Genomic DNA, 21,047 nt, shown 5'->3' on the forward strand with positions numbered 1-21,047 from the left:
GGCGTGCGTTTTTGCGGGCATGCGAAAAAACATGTGCCGGCCCTTCGATTTGTCCCCTGCGATTGTCGCTGTTTTGTTGTTGTTGCTCGCCCCCGGATTCACGGCGAACGCGGCGCGGGCGGAAACCGGCGGCGGCAAATCCGACTACGAGCTCGATGTCGAGGGAATGATCGCGGTCCGCTTTTATGATTCCGTGCGCGAAATTACCCGCGGTGTCCTGGAGTCGCTTGAGCGCGTTGAGAAAAACATAAGCGACGCGGATCGTTACATTCCGAACGCCGACCGCTATAAATCAGGCTACTCGAACTGGCGTTCCATGCGCATCGAGTCGCGCGCCGGCGGCGCGTTGCGCGTGCCCAACTTTTACGAGAAAAAAACCATCGAGGAGTTTCGCTCCGTGCACGGGAATCTCATGTCCTCCCTCACCGAACTGGCGGCGCTCAACGACTCGCTGGTCGAGTATTTCAAGGGCGAGGGCGCGAAGGCGGAGAGCTTCAAAAAATACACGGACGCAAAACCGGGGCTCGAAGAGTTCGTTTCCAAAACCCGGGACATGGCCAACTGGCTTGATTCCCTCGCGTTGAAAATCGCGACCGCCGGCGAGGCGCGCACGCTCGCGAAAAATCCCCGCGGCGTGTTCATCACCAACATGCGCGAAGTGCTCGCCGTCGCCGAGTCGGCGCTCCCGTTCGTCAGCGATCCCGCGCTCAAGCCGCGCGATTCCCGAGGAGATCGCCCGCCGGAAACGGACGCCGAAAAAAGCGTGCGCATGGCGCTTGTCACCAGGACCGCGGAAAAACTCGACACGATCACCGCCCGCCTGAAGGAGCTCGCGGCCGCGCACAAACAAACCGGCACGGACGCGATCGCATACGAAAACAAATCCGCCGTCGAAACGAGCCTTCGCGCGCTGGGCCGGTTTTACGACGACGACATTCCGGCGCTGGTTGAAAACATTGAAAAAATCTCCGCCGAGCTTCGCGAGAAAGGCGCCATTGGCGACAGCTCGCGCGTGGAAAGCCGCGTGAGGAATCTCAATTATTACCACGACGAATTTGTCGGCATGTTCAACATCTGGGCCGGCGGCACGCGGGCGATGAAACGCGCGCGGGATTAACCATCAACGCATCATTTTTATGAAATCACTCCGCTATTTTTCCGGCATCATCCTCGTTGCGGCGCTCGCCTGTTTGTGCGGCTGCGACCAGTTGTTCAAGGCGAGGTCGAGGGGCTCCGAAACCGTCGAGCGCAAATCCGGGAAGCACACGGTGACCACGGGTTCAAAAAAGTCCGCGAAGCCGTCCGCCGCCAAGACAAAGGACAAGGCCGAGAGCGACGCCATCGAGTTTCACAACATCCTCTACGGCGTGCTCGCCGCCGCCAACAAACCGCTCGAAAAAATCTCCAAGGAAATGACCGAGTCGGTGAGCGACGCGCATCGCGATCACCTCTCGGATCGCACGCGCTGGCGCTCGCTGCGCGGCTCCGGGCTCGGCAAGGGATTTCCGAAAATCCCCGGCTTCGACCTCAAGCCGCCCGAGGCGTTCAGCTCGGAGGACAAGGAGTTTTTCAACGCCGGCATCACGACGGTGCGCGATTCCGTCCGCGAAATCATCGCGCTCATCGACGAGCTCGAAACGTATTACGCCGCCGAGGACTACAAGGACGACTGGTTCAAAAAAGTTTACATGACCGCCCCGCGCATGGAGGCGTTGATCGCCACGATCCGTGACGCCAGCGACCCGCTGCGCGAGCGCGTTGACGAGATCACGGATGAAATTGACGCGCGAAATGTCGCCAAGATTCCCGTCGGCCAGTGGGTGCTCAACATGCGCGGCTTCATGAAAAAATACCGCGCCATGACCGCGTGCCTGTTGCGCGCCGAATTCGCCGATCCCTCGCACGGCACCGGCATCACCCCGGAGCAACGCCGCGCGCGCATCGCGGCCGCCGAGGAATGGGCGGCAAAAGCGGAGGCGTTGTGCGCCGAGCTCGACGAACTTGCCGCCGAGCAGCGCGCGCACGCAATCGCGGATTACGAAGGATCGCGCTACGAAAAAATCTACCACAAGTTTTACGCCGAATACGACGAATCAAAAATCGTGATTCGCCGCGTGCTGCGCGGCATGCGCGAGAAGGGTTCGATCTACGATCAAAACAGCATCAAGAGCGACCAGCGCGACATCGCCCGGCATCTCGGCGAGTTTGTCCGGCTGTGGAACGAAAAAGGAAGCCGCGGGAAATAAGATCGCGCGCGAAGTGTCGGGCGCCTTGCTTTGCGAACAAGGCGCAATGTGAGTGGTTAAAATCGTTGCCAGAAAAGATGGTTTCCCCGGGTGGGGCGCGCTCGCCGGGCGTGCCTGGAATTACGAGGGACAAACACGATGGTTGGAGGAATGTCGCCGGCGCTCGGAACGCGAAACCATCCTGCCCGCTATTCCAGTCACATTTTTAGGTAACACTGGTGCAATAAGGGACGTCGTTTAGTGCGCACGCGCGGCGTTGGTCGCGCGGATAATCTGCAAAAAGTTTCCTTTGAGTTTCCGGTTTTTTGATTTCTGATTCCGGGGCTTTTTTGAAACAAAACACATCCATGTCCCCGCTCACGCCCATTGCGATTTTTCTTGGTTCGGCCCTGTTGTTTTGCCTGCAACCGATGGTCGGGCGCACATTGCTGCCCGCGTTTGGCGGATCGGCGGCGGTGTGGTCGGTGTGCCTGGCCGCGTTTCAAGTGTTGCTCGTGGGCGGTTATGCGTATGCGCACGGGTTGAACAAGTTGGGCGCGCAAAAACAGCGGCGCGCGCATGTGGCGTTGCTTGGCGTGGCGGCGGCGTGGACGTTTGCCGCGGCCATGGCGGGGCTGGCGTGGGTGCGCGGAGGTTTGCACGCGGGGGCGCATCCTGCGCTGGGGGTTTTGGGTGTTGTGCTCGCGGGCGTGGGCGTGCCGTATCTGGTTTTGTCGGCGGGCAGTTCGCTGTTGCAGGCGTGGGCAAGCGAGACGGCGCGCGAGCATGGCGGGCGCGGGGTGTATCGGCTGTATGCGATTTCCAACTTGGGATCGTTTTTCGGATTGTTCGCCTATCCGTTTTTGCTGGATCCGTTCGTGTCGTTGCGCGGGCAATGGCTTGGATGGTGCGCGGGATTGGTGGTGTATCTGGCGCTGGTTGCGGGCGTGGCGCGGGGAAAGCGCGGTGGCGGGGCGGAGGCGTTGAGCGATCTTGACGCGGCGCTGGCGGCTTCGCGGCAGCCGAAAAAGACGGAGCCGGTGGTGCTGGCGCGCGGGCTTTCCGGCGCGGCGTGGTGGTTTGTGCTTCCGGGCTTGAGTTCGTTCATGCTGGTGGCGACGACGAACCATCTGTCGATGGATGTGGCGCCGATGCCGTTGTTGTGGGTGATTTTGCTGGGCGCGTTTTTGCTGAGTTACGCGGTCGGGTTTTCGCGCGCGGGCGAGCGATGGCTGCCGGTGTGGCGGTTGCTGGCGCTGGGCGCATTGATCGCGTGCGGGTTCGCCGCGCAGGAATCGGGCGGCGACGCGTTTACGGCAAACATTCTGGCGGGCGCGGCGCTGGTGTTTTTCGGGGGCGTGTTTTTGCACGGATGGCTTTACGCGACACGGCCCGAGGGCGCGCGGTTGACGCGGTTTTACCTGTGCGTGGCCGTGGGCGGGGCGGTTGGCGGGATGCTGGTGTCGTTTGTCGCGCCGGTGGTGTTTTCGGGATATTGGGAGTATCAGGTCGCGCTGGTCGCGGTTGCGGCGGCATCGCTGGTGTTCTCGGTATTGTCATGGGAATTGGTCTGGCATGCGCGGCTTCTCAACGGCGTGACGGCGGTGGCGAGTGTGTGCGTGTGCATGCTGGTGTGGACGGCGATGACCGTGGAGTCGCGCGGGATCGTGTTGCGCGGGCGCAATTTCTACGGCGCGTTAAAAGTGAGCCAGTCGGATATGATGCTGGCGGGTGACTTGGCGCGCGTTTACGCGCTTACCAACGGTGGCACGATGCACGGGCAGCAGGCGCATGGGCGAAATCCGGAACTGGAAAAAATGCCCACTTCCTATTACGGGTCGCTGGCCGGCGGCTTGTCGGTGATGCTGCACAAAAAATGGACGGGCGGGGCGCGCGGGAAAATCAACTTGGGCGACATGGCCAGGCCGGTTTCCGGCGAAAACGGATCGCCGATGCGCGTGGGCGTGATCGGGCTTGGCGTCGGCACAATGGCGACATGGGCGAGGGCGGGGGACGAGTGGCGTTTTTTCGAAATCAATCCGCTTGTGGACAAGGTCGCGCGCGACGAACAGTTTTTCACCTGCGTGACGCGGTCGGCGGCGGCTCCGCTCACGATCCTCGGCGACGCGCGCCTGATGCTTGAGCGCGAGCAGTCCGCGGGCGAGGCCGTTTATGATGTGTTGATAATCGACGCGTATTCGGGCGATTCGATTCCGCTGCACCTGGCGACGGAGGAGGCGTTTCAGTTATACGCAAAACGCCTGGCGCCGGACGGGATACTGGCGATGCACATTAGCAACTGGCATCTGGATTTGCTGCCGTTGTGCAAGGCCGCCGCGCGCTCGCTCGGTATGTCCGCGATGGGCGTGCAATCGTTTGACAATCCAAACGAGTTGACCGAAGGCGCGATGTGGGTGTTTTTGACCCGCGAGCCGCTCGATGTGTCGTCGGGCGCCGTGGTGGAGTTGGTGGATTTTTCGCGCGTGCGCGACATTCGCCTGCCGACCGATGAACGGGGAAGCTTGCAGGGGCTGATTCGTTTCAACTACAGCGCGCCCGTGCTGATCGAGGATGGGTGGCGCGATTATTTGGAAACGGAAACGCGCGCCGACGGGGAATAAAAAGAGTGCCGAAAAAACGGCTGTTTATCACTCCGCCGCCTGGGCGGGAGCTTCCGCCTCGGGGACGATTTGTTTGATGAATGCCATCAGCGGCTGCACCTCGGGGGGAGGCGGAACGAAGTTTCCGTATAGCAGCTCGGGCATTGTGTATTCGGTGTTGTAGAATTTGCGGTTGGCGTCGTCGTTGCGGCTCATGTAACCGGCCTTGACGGTGGCGCCCGCCATCAAGCCCTTGTTCTTCACATAAACGAGCACGGGCACCTTGAGGATTTCCTTGCTCACGCTTTCGGCCTCGGCGTATTTCGGTCCGGCAACCGCCTTGGCATCCGCGCCGACGTTGAGGCGTTTTGTGAAGAGCACCTTTGGCGTGGCGTCATCGGTGATGATATAAACGGTTTCGATCGACTTTCCGCCGACTTGAAGTCCGACGCTGGCCTCGCCGGCGCGGATGAGGACGGGAATACTCCAGGTGCCGTCGCCGCGCTTGACCATGATCACGCCGTAGCCGCCCTTCATGCCGAAGATGAGGCCGGCCTCGAACTGGCTTGTGATGACAATGGCGCGCGCCTCCCTCAGCACGGTGTCGGGAATCGCGTGGTTTTTGTCGGCCATGAATTCGCGGATGATGGCCTCGCAATTCTCGATTTGTTTCACGTAGTCGGAGCGACCGTCGGCGCGCGCAAGGGGCATGGCGGCAAACAAGGCTGTCAGGGCGATGAGGAGAATTTTTTTCATGGCAAAAAGATAATGATGGATGCTGCGTTTTTCAAACGGAACACTGTGGAAAAAACGGGGGCATTATGCACGGACGACGCCTGTTGAAAAGCGCGTAGTGAAAAAACGTTGGGATGGCGCGGGCGAGCCGCCCCCCGGATTTTGCGCAAAGGCCCGGATTCGCGCCGGAGTATTGCGCCCAAAGGGGCCGTTTTTGGATGCGCGGTTTCGCCCACTGCCCCCGTAAATCGCACTTGCCACCGCGCGTTGCGCCGTAAAACTCTCTCACTTTAATCAATACACAAACCACCGCACCCTATTGCAGTTACCTCCACGGGCCCAGGCCTTTTTTCATTGATAAAGTCTAATCATGGACGACCAAGCATCCAAAGAGAATCCCTCCAAGGATTTTAACAAACTCGATCTCAGCCAACTCCAGGGGTTCAGCTTCGGCACCCAATGGACGCAGGACAAAACCTCGTCTTCGCGCCAAGGCGATTCACGCCGATCCAGCGAGGGCGGCGAGCGTCCCCAGCGCAGAAACGGCGGCGACGCCCGGAGGGATCGTCGCGGTTTTCGCAAGCCCGCGACCCCCGCGGATGGCGCGGATTCGCCCGCCGGCGCCGATGCGCAATCCCGTCCGCGTCGTGATGACCGGATGCCCCGCCGCGAAGGCGACCAACGCGGCCCGAGGCGTGATTTCCGCGGCCCGCGCCGCGACGACCGCCGTCCCGGCGGCCACCAACGCGAAGGCGCGCGCGAGTTTGCCGGACCGTATTTCAGCCCGTATTACACCGTCACGTTTTATCCGGAGGACAACGGTTTCGCCGCGCTCGTGAAAGCGATCCGCGCCTCGTGCCGCACTTACGAACTCTTTGAAATTGCGCGCGTTGTCATTGGCAAAAACGACCGTTTTGTCGCCGCAATCCAGCGCAAGCAACCCGACGCGCACAAGGCTCCCCGCGCTTCCCGTTCGCAGGCCGACGCGGCGGCCGAAGAAGACGGGATCGCGACGGAAACCCCCGCCCGCGCGAAGCCCGCCCTGTTCGCCATCTCGATTCCCGACGGGCTTCCCTTCGACAGCGAGGATGCCGCCATCGCGCATGTTCTCAGCAAGCATCTCGACAAGTTTTTCGACACCTCCGAGGTCGAAGTCGAGCCGCCCAAGGGCAACTACCAAGTTATCAACAAGTGCGGTGTCACAGGCGAGCTTTTGGGGCCGCCGAACTACCACCTCTACAACCAGATTGTCCAGCAGCACCACGCCTCGCGCCTGGGACGCATGAACATGGACGCGTTCCGCTCGCGCATCGAAACCGTGCGCGACCCCGAGGTCGTGAACCAGTGGCTTGAAAAAATGAAGAAGGCCACCCGCTATACGTGGAAACTTGAAGCGCCCGCCGAAGGCGCGCCGCCAATCAGTTTTGACTCCTTCGACGACGCGCGCGCCCACCTGCTCGCCAATGCGCGCGACAAAGTTGTTCGCACTGTCGAAACCGCGCGCATGCACGGCAAACTTTTGGAAATCATGCCGCAGGGCGAAATGCGTCGCGCGGTCGAAAGCACGCTTGAGCGCCAGCGCCGTTTCCCGCTCGACACCGCCAACGCGCTTCGCGGGCGTCTCCGCCGCGAAGGTTTCACCATCTTCAAGAAAGGCTCCAAGGGCATCTCCTACGTTTGCGCCGTTAAGCGCAAGTTCCGTGTCCCCGGCCAGACATTCGCCGACAGCATTGACGCGCTCATCGCCTTCATTGAGGCCAACCCGATGGTCAAGGCCAGCGAACTTCCCGCGAAATTCCTCGGAATCAAACAACTCGAAACACACGCCGCCACAGCCATCGCCGCGCCCGAGGTCGCCACAGTGCCCGCGCCGCTCGAAAAAGCGGTTGCGGATGAAACCGCGCCCGCCGCCGAATCGCAACCCGCCGAACCCGCGCCCGCCGGGGAAGCGCCGGCGGAGACTGTGTCGGCGGAGACGTCCGCGCCCGCCGCCGAGGCCGCGCCGGAATTGGCGGCGGCTCCCGCATCCGCGCAAACCACTCCGCCGATTGTGCCGCCATCCAGCGGCTCTGTTGCGCCGTTCCCGACCGAGCCGCTTTCCGCCGAAGAGCAGGCGCGCCTGCACCGGCTCACCGGCGATCTGCGCTGGCTTGTGTCCGAAGGTTACGTCACTGAATACATCGACGGTTCGCTATTCACTTATCCGCCGATGTCCGAGGCTCGCAAAAAGGAGGTCGAAAATGAGGATCGCGACGACCTTCCAACCGCGGAAGCGCACACGGTTTCCGAGAGCGAGTCCGGACAATCCGAGCCGCCCGCCGAACAGGCGCCCGCGGAGACCGAGGCCCGGGCTTCGGTTGAGCCGCCGGTCACGCCCGCGCCCGAAATTGCTTCGGAGCCGGAGCCCGCATCCGAGACGGCCGCGGATTCGACTGAAGGTAATCCCGGCGAGCCCAAAAACGAAAGTTGAGCCTGCGCGCAAGGGAACGGCGGTCTTCGGATCGCCGTCCAGCGCGCGTCTTCGCCATGTGCGTAAAAAAGGCTTTTTTGAGGCTAATCTCCATGAAAAAACGGGAAAACAGGGGGCAATTCTCGAAAAGAGTTTGACACTGAACCTCAATCACGAGGTATTTCCCAATTCTCATTTTTTGGCTTCCTAGCTCAATGGTAGAGCAGTTGACTCTTAATCAATTGGTTCAGGGTTCGAGTCCCTGGGGAGCCACCAAGTTCTTTTCCGCGTGTCTGGTTTGCGATTGCCCGGGTAAAATAAAAAATGCCGGACATTGCCGATGCAGCACAGGCAGTCCGTTCTTTCCCACTCCAACAGACCATGAATGACGCAGAAACGCCGCGCAGGTTTCGCGCGGGGCATATTTTTGCCGACGTAGCTCAACGGTAGAGCACCTGTTTTGTAAACAGGCGGTTACAGGTTCGAATCCAGTCGTCGGCTCCAGTTTTTCCAATCGCCGCCTGATTCTTGCCATTTTCCACCCATTTTCTCTGCCCTCATTTCCTTTCCTTTTTTTCCCACTGCCCGATGGTGTAATGGTAGCACAGCAGATTCTGACTCTGCTTGTCTAGGTTCGAGTCCTAGTCGGGCAGCCAGCAAGATATTGGGGGAAAATGCCTTAAGTCGCGTTCAATAAAAAAATAAAAGAAGAGCGTTGACTAGGAAACCCGCTGATAGACAAATTCCCGAATTTCTTCACCTTATTTTCACCCAACAATACCAAGCCCGCCAATCGCCCTTACACCCTTTTTCCCCTCTCCCAAGCCAAAGGCAGTGAATCCGCCGCATCGCGTGCGTAGTTCCAAGCTGCCGGAAGCACCAAGACAGGAATCCTGAATATTTTTCAAACGAAGATTAATAAATCCCCTCCAATCGCGTTATCCAATACGACCCCTCAAAAAATAGTAGATTTGTAAAAACACTTACCTTTAACTCTCACTCCCAAACGAAATCACAAATACTATGATTACAGCAGTCCTCAGCAGCTCACCGCTCGCGTTCTTCAAGCTCATGAACCAAACCCCCATGGAGCTTTTTCTCCATGGCGGCCCAATCATGTGGCCTATTCTTATCACGGCCTTTGTCGGCATCACGGTATCTGTCGAACGCACGATCTTTCTCGTCCGCTCGGCGATGAGCCGCCAGCCGCAAGTCCTTGAGGCCATTTACAAGAAGATTCAGGACGGTGATTTCGAGGGAGCCAAGCAGATCGGCCTCAAGAGCAAGGATCCTGTTGCCAAGACGATTTCGGCGGCTCTTGCCGTGCCTTCCGCCGGTATGATGAGCGCCTTCACACGCGAGGCCAACAGTCAGCTCCGCCTTTATCAACAAGGCAGCGCGGTGCTCGACACCGTGGTTACGGCGGCCCCTTACCTCGGCCTTCTCGGCACGGTCACGGGCATGATGGAAACCTTCGGCGCCCTTGGCACCGGAGCGGACATCAGCCAGTCGTCCGCCAAGATCACCGGCGGTGTGGCCGAGGCCCTTATCGCCACCATGTGCGGTCTCGCCATCGCCATCCTCGGTCTTATTCCTTACAACACTCTCAATGCGAGCATCGAGCAGGTCAAACACGACATGGCGGATGCCTCCAACACACTGACCATTTACAAGGTAAACAAGGCGGACAAAGTTCACGCCTGATTCGTCCGACGATTTCGTTTGAAACCGCCCGGAATCAATACCCGGGCGGTTCCCAAAAAAAATCATTACTAGATAACAATAAAAAACTTATAAAACTATGGCAGGCGGCGGCTCACATAAAGGCGACGGTCCGAAAAAAGCGCGCATTGAGATCATTCCCCTCATTGACGTTATCTTCTTTCTGCTTGCCACCTTCGTATTGTTCACCCTTTCGCTGAACAAATCCAACGGTTTGTCCGTTCAATTGCCCAAGGTTGAGAACAGCGGACCCCGCGACCCTTCAAACTCGGTTACCATTTCGATCACCGACAACAACGAGATCGGCTGGGACAAGGACACCATATCGCTCGAGGAGTTTGTCACCCGCATTCATGATTACGCGATCCGTGTCGGCCCCGAAAACGCCCGCATATTTATCAATGGCGATGAAAACGCCAACTACTCCTCGGCTCGCTATGTGATCGACCAGATCAAGCGCACGCAAATCCAGAAAATCATGATTGAGACGCGCATCGTCCCTGACGCCGAGCGCCAGAATTAATCAAATCATTTTAAAATATAGACACCCATGGCTGAAAATCCTGACACACCACAGTTGGGCACAGGCGGTTCCAAAAAAGCGCGCATTGAGATTATTCCCCTCATTGACGTTATCTTCTTTCTGCTCGCCACCTTTGTATTGTTCACCCTCTCGCTGAACCGCATCGAGTCCATGGAGACCAAGCTGCCGGTGACTAGCAAGGAGACGGAAAAAAAATCCGACGACGAGCCTCTGATTGTTCAGGTTTCGGACGGAACCACTGTTTATATTGCCCGCGAGCCATCCGATATGGCCGATGTGTATGCGCGCATTCTTCATTACAAGGAATCGACAATCAATCAGGGCAAGGTTCCCCGCGTGCTCATTTCGGGGGATGACCGCGCCAAATACGGCGCCTTGATCAAGGCGCTCGACTATGCGAAAGCCGCCGGCGTCGAGGAAATATCATTTGAAACCAATTATCGCCTTTCCGGCAAATAACCAAAGGAGACCCATACCATGAGACGCGACTTGATTATCGGCACACTGGTTTCCTGCTTTGTCATTGGTGGATTGGGCTGGGGCGAAACCGCCTACGGCAAAATCCGAGACGCACTTTTTGGCCCCAAAAAGGAGGTTGTCACACAACAAAAATCGACCGTGGAAGTGGAAATATGGGAGGCTCCCGAAATGCCTGAAGTGCCGCCCGATCCCACCGAGGCAGCGGATGAGGAGCCGGCGGTTGACGTGGCCACCATCGCCCCGCCCAGCCTCATGGACGTCCCCGGCAATGTGCAGGTGGACTCCTTCACTCAGCAAATGCAGCCGCCGCCACCACCTTCACTCGGCCGTCCCGATGGCGGCACGATGACCATCCCCAAAGGCCCCCCAGGCTCGGGAGTGAAAAACACCATGGGTGCTATTTTTGACCTCAAGGATCTCGATCAAAGACCCACGCCGCGAGGCATGCGCGCAGAGCCCCAGTATCCCTATGAAATGAAGCGTCAGGCAATCTCAGGGGAAGTTATACTCCTGTTCCTCGTCGATGAGCGCGGAGATGTTCGTGATGTCACGGTCACTCGCTCCACACATCGCGAGTTTGAGGCACCCGCAATTCAAGCTGTTCAGAAATGGAAATTCCGCCCCGGTAAAAAAGGCGGCAAGGCTGTCATCACTCGCATGCAAATCCCCATCGCGTTCAATCTGAACGAAGACGAATAATCTCGCCCATCCCATGTCCCGCAATAGACGAACACTTTCATCCTTCCCGGCCAAGCTCGGCATATTGCTGATCGCGGCCATCACATCCATTTCCCTCGTGGCGCAGCAGGCGCCCAAGCCGGAGCTTTCGGAAAAGGTCTCCGAAAGCATTCAGGCCATCGGAAAAAAGATCGTTGAGGAACCCCGCGATTTGGATGGCGCGATCAACGACATCAACACCCTGCTCGCCCAAGTCAAACCGGACAGCTACGACACCGCTTACCTCACGCAATTGAAGGCTCAGGCTTATATCAACAAGCAGGATTACACCTCAACGATCCCTCTTTTGGAGACAGTTTACCGCCTCGCCAAGGAATACAAGTATTTTGGCATCGAACAGGAACTGGGAATTACGTGGATGCTTGCCCAGTTGTATGTTCAGGACGCCAGCACGGAAAAGAACACGGAAATTCAGAGCACCAAGTTTGCCAAGGCACTTTCCATGGTGCGCGAGTGGCTCTCAAAAACAAAAAAGCCGACATTTGAGGCCTATCACTATGCCGCGTCCATTCTTTACCAGCAGGCGACAGGCGGTGGCGCCGCCAAGGAAGTTGACAAGGAACTTTTGAAACAAGCCGAGCAGGAATGCCAAAACGCGCTGACCATGAACATCCGGGCGCGGGAGCAAATCTACCAACTGCTGGTTGCCATCGCGCAAGCGGCCAACGACTACGAGACAGCCACCAAGTATTTGGAGCTCATGGTCGCCGCCAATCCCAAGAGCTCCCAGTATTGGACCATGCTTCTCTCGATGTATCTCGGCTCCGCCGAAGTCCTCCCCGAAGGCTCCTTCTTGCGCAACGACGCCTATGCCAGGGCCGTCTACACCATTGAGCGCGCCCAATCCAACGGCTTCATGACCGCGCCGGGGGATTACCAGCGCAAACTCGCCTGCTATTTCAACTCAGGCCAGTTTGAAGGCACGGTCGACATTCTTGAGGACGGGCTCCGCAACGGAAAAGTTGAGAACACCCAAAAGAACTGGGAGCTCCTCTCAAGTTGTTACCTTCAGCTCAATCGGACCCAGAAGGCCATCGACACGCTTGTTGACGCATCCAAGATTTTCAAGGACTCGGGCGATCTCGATATGCAAATCGGCTATCTCTACTACGGTAACGAACAATACCAAAAGGCGCTCGAGTTTATGAAAGTGGCGCGCGACAAGGGCGTGGATAAAAACAGGACCGCGTCGCTTTTGTTCTTCATCGGTTATTTGCACTTTGAACTCAAGGAGCTGGACGAGGCACTCGCCTCGGTGGAAAAAGCCCTCGAGGTTGATCCCAAAAATCAAAACGCCCGCGAGGTTCAGCGCGCCATCAAGGAGGCCATCGATGACCGCAATCGCAACCTGAAGAAGGATGAGCCAGCCGAGAAAAAAGAAGGCGATTCCAAGGCTGGGGAACAAACCAAGAACGCACAGCAACCCGCCAAATAATCCCGAAAATTACAGGCCATGAAAAAACTCACAGCCCTCTACTTCATAGTTCCGATAATCGGTGTCATCTGCTTTTCCTTTTTCTACACAAGCGTCAAGGCCGAGCTCCATGAACGCGAAGTTCAGCGTAAAAAACAACAGGAGCAGGAGCAGCTAGAACGCGCCAAGCGTGACGTGGAATTGCGACAGGAAGCATACCGAATCGCTCGCGCCGATGTTGACAGGCGAATCAAGGAGATCGAGGAGCGAAAAAAAGAGGAGGAGCGCAAGGCCGCCGAAGTGCAAGCAGCCAAGGATTCGCGCGACCTCGTTTATCGCGAACGCGAACGCCAAAGCAAGCGCCTCACCGATCTTTTGGACAGCCGTTCCGTTGCGAACGATCAACTGGCGGCGGTGCAGGAACAACTCAAACTGCAACGCATCCAATCGGAATATTACGGAACAGCGGCCAGCGAGGTTAGCCAAAACAAGAGACTCTATGAGCAAGCGCTGGCTCGAATGGACGCCGCCGCTGCCGCCGCGATCAAGCAGGCGGAAGCACTGAAAGCGCAGGCAAAGAAAAGCTGACCCAACACATTTCGATTTCAAAATGAGAAAACTCTATTTCATCATCCCGATCATACTGGCGAGTATCTTTCTCTTTTTCTATCTAAGCGAGAGAAAGGTCATTCATCAGAGAACCGAGGAGGCCAACGCCAAGCAACAGGCTGAAATTCAAGCCAAAATAAAAAAGGACAAGGAAGACCGTGACCGCGCCCGTGCGATAGCGGTGGCCCAGTCCGAGGCTCGCGCCGCGGAACGCGAAAAAAAGCGCATTGAGGAAGATGCGCAAAAGGCTCAAATGCAGTCGGCGCGCGACGCGCTCGCCGATGCGTTGCAAGAGCGCGAACGCGCGTATAAGCAAAAACTCAAGCTCACGGAAGATCGTAGCGCGGGGGATGCCCAGCTGCGGCGCGCACGGGAGCAAATCAAACTGCAGCACGCCCAGCTCGATTACATCAAAAACTCCGTCAAGGAAGTCACCGCCAAAAAGTCAATTTACGAACAATCATACGGAAAACTGGAGGCGGCCGAACGCATTGCCGCAGCCAATGAAGCCGCTCGCCTTGCCGCCGCCTCCCCGAAAAAATAACCCTTTAAATCACACGTAACATGAATCGTTTACTCTATATCGGAATCCCCGTCGTATTAATGGTCGCCTTTCTCTTCATCTATGCGGACAGCAAGAAGAAGATTGAAGCCGCGCAAGAGAAGGCTCGCATCGAGAAAGCGGCGGAAGATAAGCGAATCGCCGACGAAAAAGAGGCGCTTCGCATACGAAATAAGGAAAATGCTGATAAGGCCGACGCAAGACGCAGGGCGGAAGAGGCCGAAAAGGAACTGAAAAAGAAGCAGGAGTATGAGGCCGGCCTTCAGAAGATCCGTGACGAGGAAGCCACTTTCACCGCAGACCTGAACAAATACAAGAGGGAGATTGCGGAGCTTGAGACGGAACTGGACAAGATTCGCGCGGAAAAGGAAAAGCTCAGTCGCGAGTCGATTGATCTCAGCAAGGAGATCGCGGCCGCATACATTGAGCGCCAGAACGCCGAGATGGAAGTCCAGCGCTACGCCGCAATGGTCGCCCGTCGCGCCAACGACAGCCCGCTCGCTCGTCCCCCCGCCGTTGCGCCAGCCCAGTAATTGCCGGGTATTGCGCATCAAAAATTTCAAGCCGCCGGGTTTCCCCAGGCGGCTTTTTTATTGGTGAGATCGCAGAGACTGCGATCGGCAACTGACCGTGATAATGGCCTTTTCTATGGTGTTGAATGTCACACCAAGCTCTTACGCACTTGCGCGGCGGCGTCGGCCCAGGTGGGGAGCGGACGCGCAAGAACCTCGGAACGCAGACGGGTGAGCTCGGTTTCGTCGGTGAGGATGCGGCGCAACACGGCCTTCCATGCGGCGGCATGATTCACGGGCGCGGTTACGCAACCACCGCTGTTGGTGTATTCACGCAGGACGGGCAGGTCGCTGCACACGCAGGGCAGGCCCATCCAGAGCGCCTCGAGCGGGGGCAGGCCGCAGCCTTCGGCAATCGTCGGGAAGAGCGCCGCGCGGCATTTGGTGTAGAGCGCCAGCATGGCGTCGTCGGACGCGCTTTCATGCAGGTGCAGGCCACGATATTTTTTGCGCATTGTCTTGATGCGACTCTTGATCGGCTCGCCAAACTCCTCGTTCACGCGACCGACAAAGTTCATTTCAAATTGCAGGCCCTCGTCCCAAAGCGCCTCGCACACATCAAGCAGGAAGTTCTGGTTTTTGCGCGGTTCGAGCGCGCCGACGCACAGGAACGCGGGGTTGGCCGCCGCGGGCGTGTTTGCGGCGCTCGCCCTCGGTGTGTATTTTTGGAAGTTCGCGCCGAGTGTGATGCGTTCCACGGTCGCGCGCGGGGCGATGCCCTGGAATCTCCAAAACTCGTGAAGATCGTTTGCGCTGTAATTGGAAACGGCGAGGATGCGGTCGAAGTTCGAGAGCATCTTCATGTAGTCTGGCGCGCGCAGCACGCTGTTGCGGCGCGTGATTTCGGGATGCTTCAGCGGGATGGCGTCATGAAAAACGGCGGCGAGTTTGCATTTGCCTGATTCGATGAATTCGCGGAAGCCCTCGCGCTCGCCCTCGCTGAAAAGCTCGACGGTTAAAAGCCATTCGTTGCGCGCCTTTGAAAAGGCGATCTCGCGGCCGGTCTCGGAATTGCGCCAGCCGCCTTTTTTCCAGACGACCGCGGTGCATCGTTGCGAGGCGAGTTCGTCGAGCAGGCGATGGCTTACGCGTGTAAGACCGGAACTGTATTTCGCGGGACCTGTTTTGGTAACGTCGAAGTAGATCATGATGTTTCAGGGTGTTGAGAGCGTGCAGTGTTGTCGATTGTTGTTTGCGCGGCCAGTTCAAAGCACGCGTAAAGCTGGGAGGCGTTTTTGTGCGCGTCGAAGTTTTCCTCGACCCAGCGGCGGGCCTCGGCCCGGAGCGATTCGGCGAGAAGGTCGTCGGTTGCGAGACGGCGCACGCCGGCCACCCAGGCGTCAATGTCCTCGACACCGGCAACGAGTCCGGTCTCGCCGTGGTGAATCGCCTCGGTGGTCGCGGCGGCGGGTGATGTGATCACAAGCACGCCGGCGGACATGGCCTCGGGGATGACGTTGGGCAGCCCGTCGCGGTCGCCGCTGCGCGCAACCACCCCGGTGTGAATGAGCACATCGGCCCATTGGAGCTGCCGCCAGACTTCGGGCAGGGCGAGATGCCCCATGAGCGCAACCTTGTCGGCGACGCTGTTTTTGGCGGCGGTTTGCGCGAGTGTCTCGCGAAGCGGCCCGTCGCCGATGATGCGCGCCTCGAACGCAACGCCCGCGTCACGGAGCGCGGCATAGATTCGCATTTGATGCGCGAAGCCCTTTTTCTCAACGAGGCGGCCAACGCACACGATTCGAATCGGCGAGCGGTCGGGGCGCAGCGGATTCATGATGGGGAACGCGTCGAGTCCGCGACGGATCAGGCGGACCTTGCCCGCGGACACGCCGCGCTGAACGAGCGTGGCTCGTCCCATCGCTGTTGACGTGTGGATGAAGCGCGCGTCCGCCAGTTTTTCGTCAAGCCACCAGTCCCCGCCGTGTTCGTAAATATCATAGGCGTGCGCGGCCGCCGAGTAGGGGATTTTGTTCAAGCGCGAAAGGCACCACGCCGCCGTGGCCGGGGCGCCGCTCCACGCGGCATGAATGAGCGAGGGGGAATCTTTTTTGAATGCTCGGTAAAACACACCCGCGAAACCCGCGCCGAGCATGTTCTCCCAAAAATTAATCCACGAGGGCGCGCGCCGCGTGAGAAGCCCGCGCAACAAAATGCCAAACACATCCCAGCGCGTGACCGCGACCCACGGGATGATCCAGAATAGCTCCAGCAGCCGCCATTTGTTAAAGGCGCGCACGGGCAGCCCGCAGAACGTCCCGCCGCCGCCCCAGAACGAATAAATGCGCAAGTCGGCGCCGAGCCGGTGCATCGCGATGATTTCGCGCTGGAGGAACGTCTCCGTGTTTTTCGGAAACGTCGTGAAAAGATAGGCGATCTTGAGGCGAGGTTTTTGCAAGGCTCGTCAGACTGGAAAACCTGCCCGCGCAGGCCAAGCAGAAGTTTTTCGCGCATGTTGCTTGGCGCGTGATGAGCCCGCGTGAAGAACCCCGGAAAAAACGACCATTACTTTTTCCTTGCGCACCCCGATGCGAAAAGTCCTTACTCTGCCCCTCAAAATTACGGACCCTTAGCTCAGTTGGTTAGAGCGCTTCCTTGACATGGAAGAGGTCGTTGGTTCGAGTCCAATAGGGTCCACCACTTTTCCGGCAAAAGCCGCCTTTCATAGGGCGGCTTTTGTTTTTGACTGAATCGGTTTGCGGTGGTTTGAAGGCAAAACACAAACCAAACACAAACCAGAATGCAAACCAAACGCAAACCAGGGTCCAAACCAGACGCAAACCGAGGTCTGTCTCAACAAGGTGTGAAACGAAGCAGGGAATGGGTTCCCCCTCGCGGTATGCGTTATTCATTTCGTCCTGAGCGAAAGTCCGCACCATTTTATTTGCATTGGCGCAAGAATGGAAAAGAGACAGCCCTCGGCTTCAAAGACAAGGCATCTCGTGAGATCAAGGCTCGCAGCCTTGCGGAAGCACGTGACGCGCATGGAAGCGAAGTGCTCACATTCGATCCAGTCCTGTGGCGAAAATATCGGGAGTTTCAGGCAATCGTCGGCGAGGGCGTCGATCCGGTTATTGTCGCCCATGAGTGGAAAAAAAGCAAACAGGGGACGGCGCGCATTGAGAGCCTAGTGTTGACCGATGCCGTCACAAAATACTTCGCCTTGCGCAAAAGCGAACAAAGCTGGGGACGCGACGCAGAGCGTCATGCTGAGAAACATTTGAAGCGCCTGTGCGACGAACACGGGGCGAAGCGCTTGAGCGAGTTGTCGCGCGAGGAAGTGCGCGAATGGATGGACGGACTCGTTGACGATGAGGGAAATCCTATCGGCCCTTATTCAAAAAAAGACCATCTGAAGCATGTGAGGACATTTTTCGACTATGCCCTTCGCGAACGCTGGGGCGCCGTTGAAAATCCGTGCCTGCTGATCAAGCCGCCAAAAACGGAGGACGGTGATCCAGTCGTGATTCCGCTCCGCGACGCGTTTGAGTTCTTCAAGGCAAACCGCGACGAGCGCGTGGTTGGGCGCGTGGCATTGGAGGCATTCGGAGGCATCCGCTACACGACCGCAGGATTGATCCAGAAGGACGCCGTCAACTTCGAGAACAAAGGCCTGAGGCTGGTAGCGCGCATTCACAAAACAGGAAAAAAAGACGGACGCACGCGTTACCGCCAAGGACATCCGGACAATCTCTGGACATGGTTGGCGCACACGCCGGAATCGACATGGGCGATGAGCGCATTGAATTACCGGGAGGGCAAACGTCATGCGGGGATCCGGGCGGGAATAAGGCCGTCGGACACATCGGATGCGGAGAACCAGGAAAGGATCCGCGGACTGCGCAACGTGTGGCGGCACTCATTCATTAGCTATCACTTGGCCGCGTTTAAGAACACCCCGCTCACTCAGTATCTGGCGCAGCACTCGAATCCGAAGACGACCGAGGAATACGAAGGCGTCGCCGACCAGACGGACGCCGCGCGCTATTTTCTGATCACCCCCGATTCCGTGAAGCTCTCGTGGGAAGAATTTTTAAAACTTCCCATCAAGGAAAAGAAACCTGGGACGAAGGGCTGAGGGCATTCAGCCGCCATCATGTCGGTGCGCTGAATCCGGTAGTCTATCATTTTTACATTCCTCCGGATTCAGACATCGCGAGAGCCATGATCGCCAGTTTAAATGTTTAAGAGGCCCGTGTTATTAAAAGGCGGGGCATCAGCGCTGTTTTGTCAAAATAACAACAGTCCCATCACGCAAAACTGATCGGAATTAAGAATCGCATTTCTATGCAGACATTGTATTCGGAAATTTTTAAATGTTTAGCGGTGCCGTATTTTTGTCGAAAGGTAATGTTAACACGGGAAAAAATTCTGGCCATTCTGCCCCTAGCTAGAAAAATCGTTTGTATGAATAAAGAACCCCGCCGCAAGTAGCGGTGTATTGAATAAAACACCAAGCAACGGACTCCGTTGTTGTTTCAAGCGAAACGAGGCAATTCTCGGGGTATTAAACCCACAACAAAGAAATTTCCATAGTTTATAAAATCATATCAAAAAATCAAATTACCCTGATCATAAACCGAATATTCCATTTCATGTCTTGTAGATCTTACGATCGATTTTTTAGTGAGATTTTGAAAATAATTTTTGGAATACCGTTTCTTTTTTATAATATTAAGGAAGCCGGAGGCGGATCGGTTTTCGCCAAGGCAACAAACTATGAATGCAAATCAAAATCCTACAACGGCGGAGCCCTCCCAGGCAGCCGCCTCGACATACACAGCAGCCATCCTCAAGGCGGGCTACTATCCACATGAAAGCCTGGTCACGCAGGTTCAAGCCGCGCATCTTGCGTTGCTTAATATGAACCTCGTGAAGCGTGTTTTCGTCGGGTGGCAGCGCGCAATGCAGAAGGAAGCCGCCAAACGGGCCGAAGCCGCTAAACAAGCAGGAGGTAAAAAGGCTTAAGCCCCCCCGCCTGCCCTTCTTTGCCGGGGAGGGGCAGGCAATTCGCTCAACAATCAAAACATATTCAAATATGAAACACATCATCAAAGTAAAACGCCCACGCACCCTAATGCATCTTGATTCGAAGGACAAAATTCACTCGGACGACCAAAAATTGTCGAGATCCTTGAGATCTCACAAAAAGCGCCGAAAAGATTCTCGATTCTTAGCGGTTATTCCTCAGCCAAAGAGCAAGAAGCACGAAGAAAGCAAAGAGCCTAAAGTTCTCAAATATCCAAGCCTCGACGGAGGCCTGCTAATTTCTGCAAAGGGCAAAGAAATGACATCTGAAAAACACGCGCTCCTGCACACCTGGCTTATCAAAAAATTATCATTCTATTGGAGGGATGAAATTCGTCCCGACGGACGCATGCGCCGTCGCAAAATCAAAACCGATGGGGTATTGAATCTTGAGATATCGTTTCGACCCGATCATGCCATGGCATTGATGGAATTGGAGCGTGATCCGGAGCTAAGCAAACTCATCAAGCCATTCCTCATGGAATTGGCTTATGCATTGGCGGTGGAGTTCAAAACCAAGACTGGGTTGCGTGCCATGTGTGTCCAGCTGCATCCCGAAGAGGGTGTTCTGCACTTTCACATCACATTCACTGCCGTTTCAAATTACAATGAGTTGATGTGGCTGGATCGCGGTGTTGGAAGAAAAGGCATCCGCTGCCTAGGCCCTCAACATATCGGAGATCTCCGGCTCGCGCGCGCGGGAATACTGCCTCTGGACAGCGCCGAACTTGCCGAGGAGGATTTCAAGCGTATTCATAAAACTCACGGTGAAATTCCCATTGATTGGCAGCTCTCCGAATTGGTGGTGGTTTCATGCCAAGATTTCCGCATCAAACACAAGCTTAAGCATTATTTTGATGCCGCCAAAAAACGCTACACTAAAGAAGTATTGGGGCGGTTTGCTAAACGTCCCGATCAGCTCAAAAAACAAAACCTTCAGCTGAAGGAGGATGCCGAAAATGCAAGGCGAGAAATTGAGCAACTCAAAATTGATCTTGCGACTACCGTGCAAAAAGCGGATCAACTAAAAGCAGAATTCGAAGAGGAAAAACAGAAAAATGAGTTTTTTCATCGGGAAAATGAATCGCTTAAAAAATTCCTTATGGAAGAGGATTATGAGGAGACCGAGAGGAAGCCCGGCGGGATGGAAATGGAGTAACGCGACAGATCGGAGTGGCTTATTAAGCCATGCCAAAAGCACCAAAGGGCATCGTCATAGTGATTGGCGGTGCCTTTTTTTGTCTTGGTTATTTCGACTCCGAAATTGGAGGACTATTATGAGTTCGCTGTAGTCTCGCACGCAGTCAAAGCTATAAGTAAAAGCACTGGGGACGATATCTCATCTCGTAATATACTCCCCAAGAATATC

General features: G+C 56.7%; 18 protein-coding genes and 4 tRNA genes. 19 read left to right on the forward strand and 3 right to left on the reverse strand.

Annotation, left to right across the window (positions count from 1 at the left end):
- Nucleotides 1-19 precede the first annotated feature (19 nt).
- The 3 genes from M2447_RS07765 (at nt 20) to M2447_RS07775 (ending at nt 4,846) form a co-directional block, all read left to right on the forward strand.
- Nucleotides 20-1,117 carry a hypothetical protein gene (locus tag M2447_RS07765; protein ID WP_277558093.1) on the forward strand — a complete coding sequence of 366 codons (1,098 nt, stop codon included), beginning with the start codon at nt 20-22 and terminating at the stop codon, nt 1,115-1,117.
- A gap of 19 nt (nt 1,118-1,136) precedes the next feature.
- Nucleotides 1,137-2,246 (forward strand): hypothetical protein, encoded by a 1,110-nt coding sequence (locus M2447_RS07770; protein WP_277558094.1) that lies wholly within the window; start codon nt 1,137-1,139, stop codon nt 2,244-2,246.
- A 347-nt stretch (nt 2,247-2,593) separates the two neighbouring features.
- A complete protein-coding gene (locus tag M2447_RS07775) occupies nt 2,594-4,846 on the forward strand; it encodes a fused MFS/spermidine synthase (protein WP_277558096.1) in 2,253 nt (750 codons plus the stop codon).
- A 27-nt stretch (nt 4,847-4,873) separates the two neighbouring features.
- Here M2447_RS07775 and M2447_RS07780 read toward each other — a convergent pair whose 3' ends face one another.
- The gene (locus M2447_RS07780) at nt 4,874-5,581 is read right to left on the reverse strand and encodes a lipid-binding SYLF domain-containing protein (RefSeq protein ID WP_277558098.1); all 708 of its coding nucleotides are present in this window, start codon (nt 5,579-5,581) and stop codon (nt 4,874-4,876) included.
- Between the two features lie 349 nt (nt 5,582-5,930).
- On the opposite strand from M2447_RS07780, the gene M2447_RS07785 reads away from it, so the two are divergent.
- The 12 genes from M2447_RS07785 (at nt 5,931) to M2447_RS07840 (ending at nt 14,611) form a co-directional block, all read left to right on the forward strand.
- Nucleotides 5,931-8,030, forward strand: coding sequence for a hypothetical protein (locus M2447_RS07785; RefSeq protein ID WP_277558099.1), 2,100 nt, complete (start codon nt 5,931-5,933; stop codon nt 8,028-8,030).
- Between the two features lie 180 nt (nt 8,031-8,210).
- Nucleotides 8,211-8,285, forward strand: a tRNA-Lys gene (locus tag M2447_RS07790).
- Between the two features lie 153 nt (nt 8,286-8,438).
- Nucleotides 8,439-8,513, forward strand: a tRNA-Thr gene (locus M2447_RS07795).
- 78 nt (nt 8,514-8,591) lie between these two features.
- Nucleotides 8,592-8,665, forward strand: a tRNA-Gln gene (locus tag M2447_RS07800).
- A gap of 367 nt (nt 8,666-9,032) precedes the next feature.
- On the forward strand, nt 9,033-9,713 hold the full coding sequence (locus tag M2447_RS07805) for a MotA/TolQ/ExbB proton channel family protein (protein ID WP_108824694.1): 681 nt from the start codon (nt 9,033-9,035) through the stop codon (nt 9,711-9,713).
- Nucleotides 9,714-9,810: 97 nt separating this feature from the next.
- A complete protein-coding gene (locus tag M2447_RS07810; protein ID WP_277558101.1) occupies nt 9,811-10,254 on the forward strand; it encodes a biopolymer transporter ExbD in 444 nt (147 codons plus the stop codon).
- A 27-nt stretch (nt 10,255-10,281) separates the two neighbouring features.
- On the forward strand, nt 10,282-10,734 hold the full coding sequence (locus M2447_RS07815) for a biopolymer transporter ExbD (protein WP_277558102.1): 453 nt from the start codon (nt 10,282-10,284) through the stop codon (nt 10,732-10,734).
- An 18-nt stretch (nt 10,735-10,752) separates the two neighbouring features.
- Nucleotides 10,753-11,454 carry an energy transducer TonB gene (locus M2447_RS07820; protein ID WP_277558103.1) on the forward strand — a complete coding sequence of 234 codons (702 nt, stop codon included), beginning with the start codon at nt 10,753-10,755 and terminating at the stop codon, nt 11,452-11,454.
- A 13-nt stretch (nt 11,455-11,467) separates the two neighbouring features.
- Entirely contained in the window at nt 11,468-12,928 is a 1,461-nt protein-coding gene (locus M2447_RS07825; RefSeq protein WP_277558105.1) for a tetratricopeptide repeat protein, read from the forward strand.
- An 18-nt stretch (nt 12,929-12,946) separates the two neighbouring features.
- Nucleotides 12,947-13,495: a hypothetical protein gene (locus M2447_RS07830; protein ID WP_277558108.1), complete on the forward strand. Its 549-nt coding sequence runs from the start codon at nt 12,947-12,949 to the stop codon at nt 13,493-13,495.
- A gap of 22 nt (nt 13,496-13,517) precedes the next feature.
- Entirely contained in the window at nt 13,518-14,060 is a 543-nt protein-coding gene (locus M2447_RS07835; protein ID WP_277558109.1) for a hypothetical protein, read from the forward strand.
- A 20-nt stretch (nt 14,061-14,080) separates the two neighbouring features.
- Nucleotides 14,081-14,611 carry a hypothetical protein gene (locus M2447_RS07840; protein WP_277558110.1) on the forward strand — a complete coding sequence of 177 codons (531 nt, stop codon included), beginning with the start codon at nt 14,081-14,083 and terminating at the stop codon, nt 14,609-14,611.
- Between the two features lie 128 nt (nt 14,612-14,739).
- On the opposite strand, the gene M2447_RS07845 is transcribed toward M2447_RS07840, so the two are convergent.
- Both M2447_RS07845 and M2447_RS07850 read right to left on the reverse strand, forming a co-directional pair.
- Nucleotides 14,740-15,798 (reverse strand): glycosyltransferase, encoded by a 1,059-nt coding sequence (locus M2447_RS07845; protein ID WP_277558111.1) that lies wholly within the window; start codon nt 15,796-15,798, stop codon nt 14,740-14,742.
- Nucleotides 15,795-17,048, reverse strand: coding sequence for a glycosyltransferase (locus M2447_RS07850; RefSeq protein WP_277558112.1), 1,254 nt, complete (start codon nt 17,046-17,048; stop codon nt 15,795-15,797). Before M2447_RS07850 ends, M2447_RS07845 begins: the two co-directional genes overlap by 4 nt.
- A gap of 165 nt (nt 17,049-17,213) precedes the next feature.
- Between M2447_RS07850 and M2447_RS07855 the strand changes: the two genes are divergently transcribed.
- The 4 genes from M2447_RS07855 (at nt 17,214) to M2447_RS07870 (ending at nt 20,837) form a co-directional block, all read left to right on the forward strand.
- A tRNA-Val gene (locus M2447_RS07855) sits at nt 17,214-17,290 on the forward strand.
- Between the two features lie 100 nt (nt 17,291-17,390).
- Nucleotides 17,391-18,728, forward strand: a complete 1,338-nt coding sequence (locus M2447_RS07860) for a hypothetical protein (RefSeq protein WP_277510734.1) — start codon at nt 17,391-17,393, stop codon at nt 18,726-18,728.
- Nucleotides 18,729-19,369: 641 nt separating this feature from the next.
- Nucleotides 19,370-19,618 (forward strand): hypothetical protein, encoded by a 249-nt coding sequence (locus M2447_RS07865; RefSeq protein ID WP_277510735.1) that lies wholly within the window; start codon nt 19,370-19,372, stop codon nt 19,616-19,618.
- Nucleotides 19,619-19,688: 70 nt separating this feature from the next.
- Entirely contained in the window at nt 19,689-20,837 is a 1,149-nt protein-coding gene (locus M2447_RS07870; protein WP_277510737.1) for a hypothetical protein, read from the forward strand.
- Nucleotides 20,838-21,047 lie beyond the last annotated feature (210 nt).

It is taken from the genome of Ereboglobus sp. PH5-10 (genome assembly GCF_029504735.1).
GTDB lineage: Bacteria > Verrucomicrobiota > Verrucomicrobiia > Opitutales > Opitutaceae > Ereboglobus.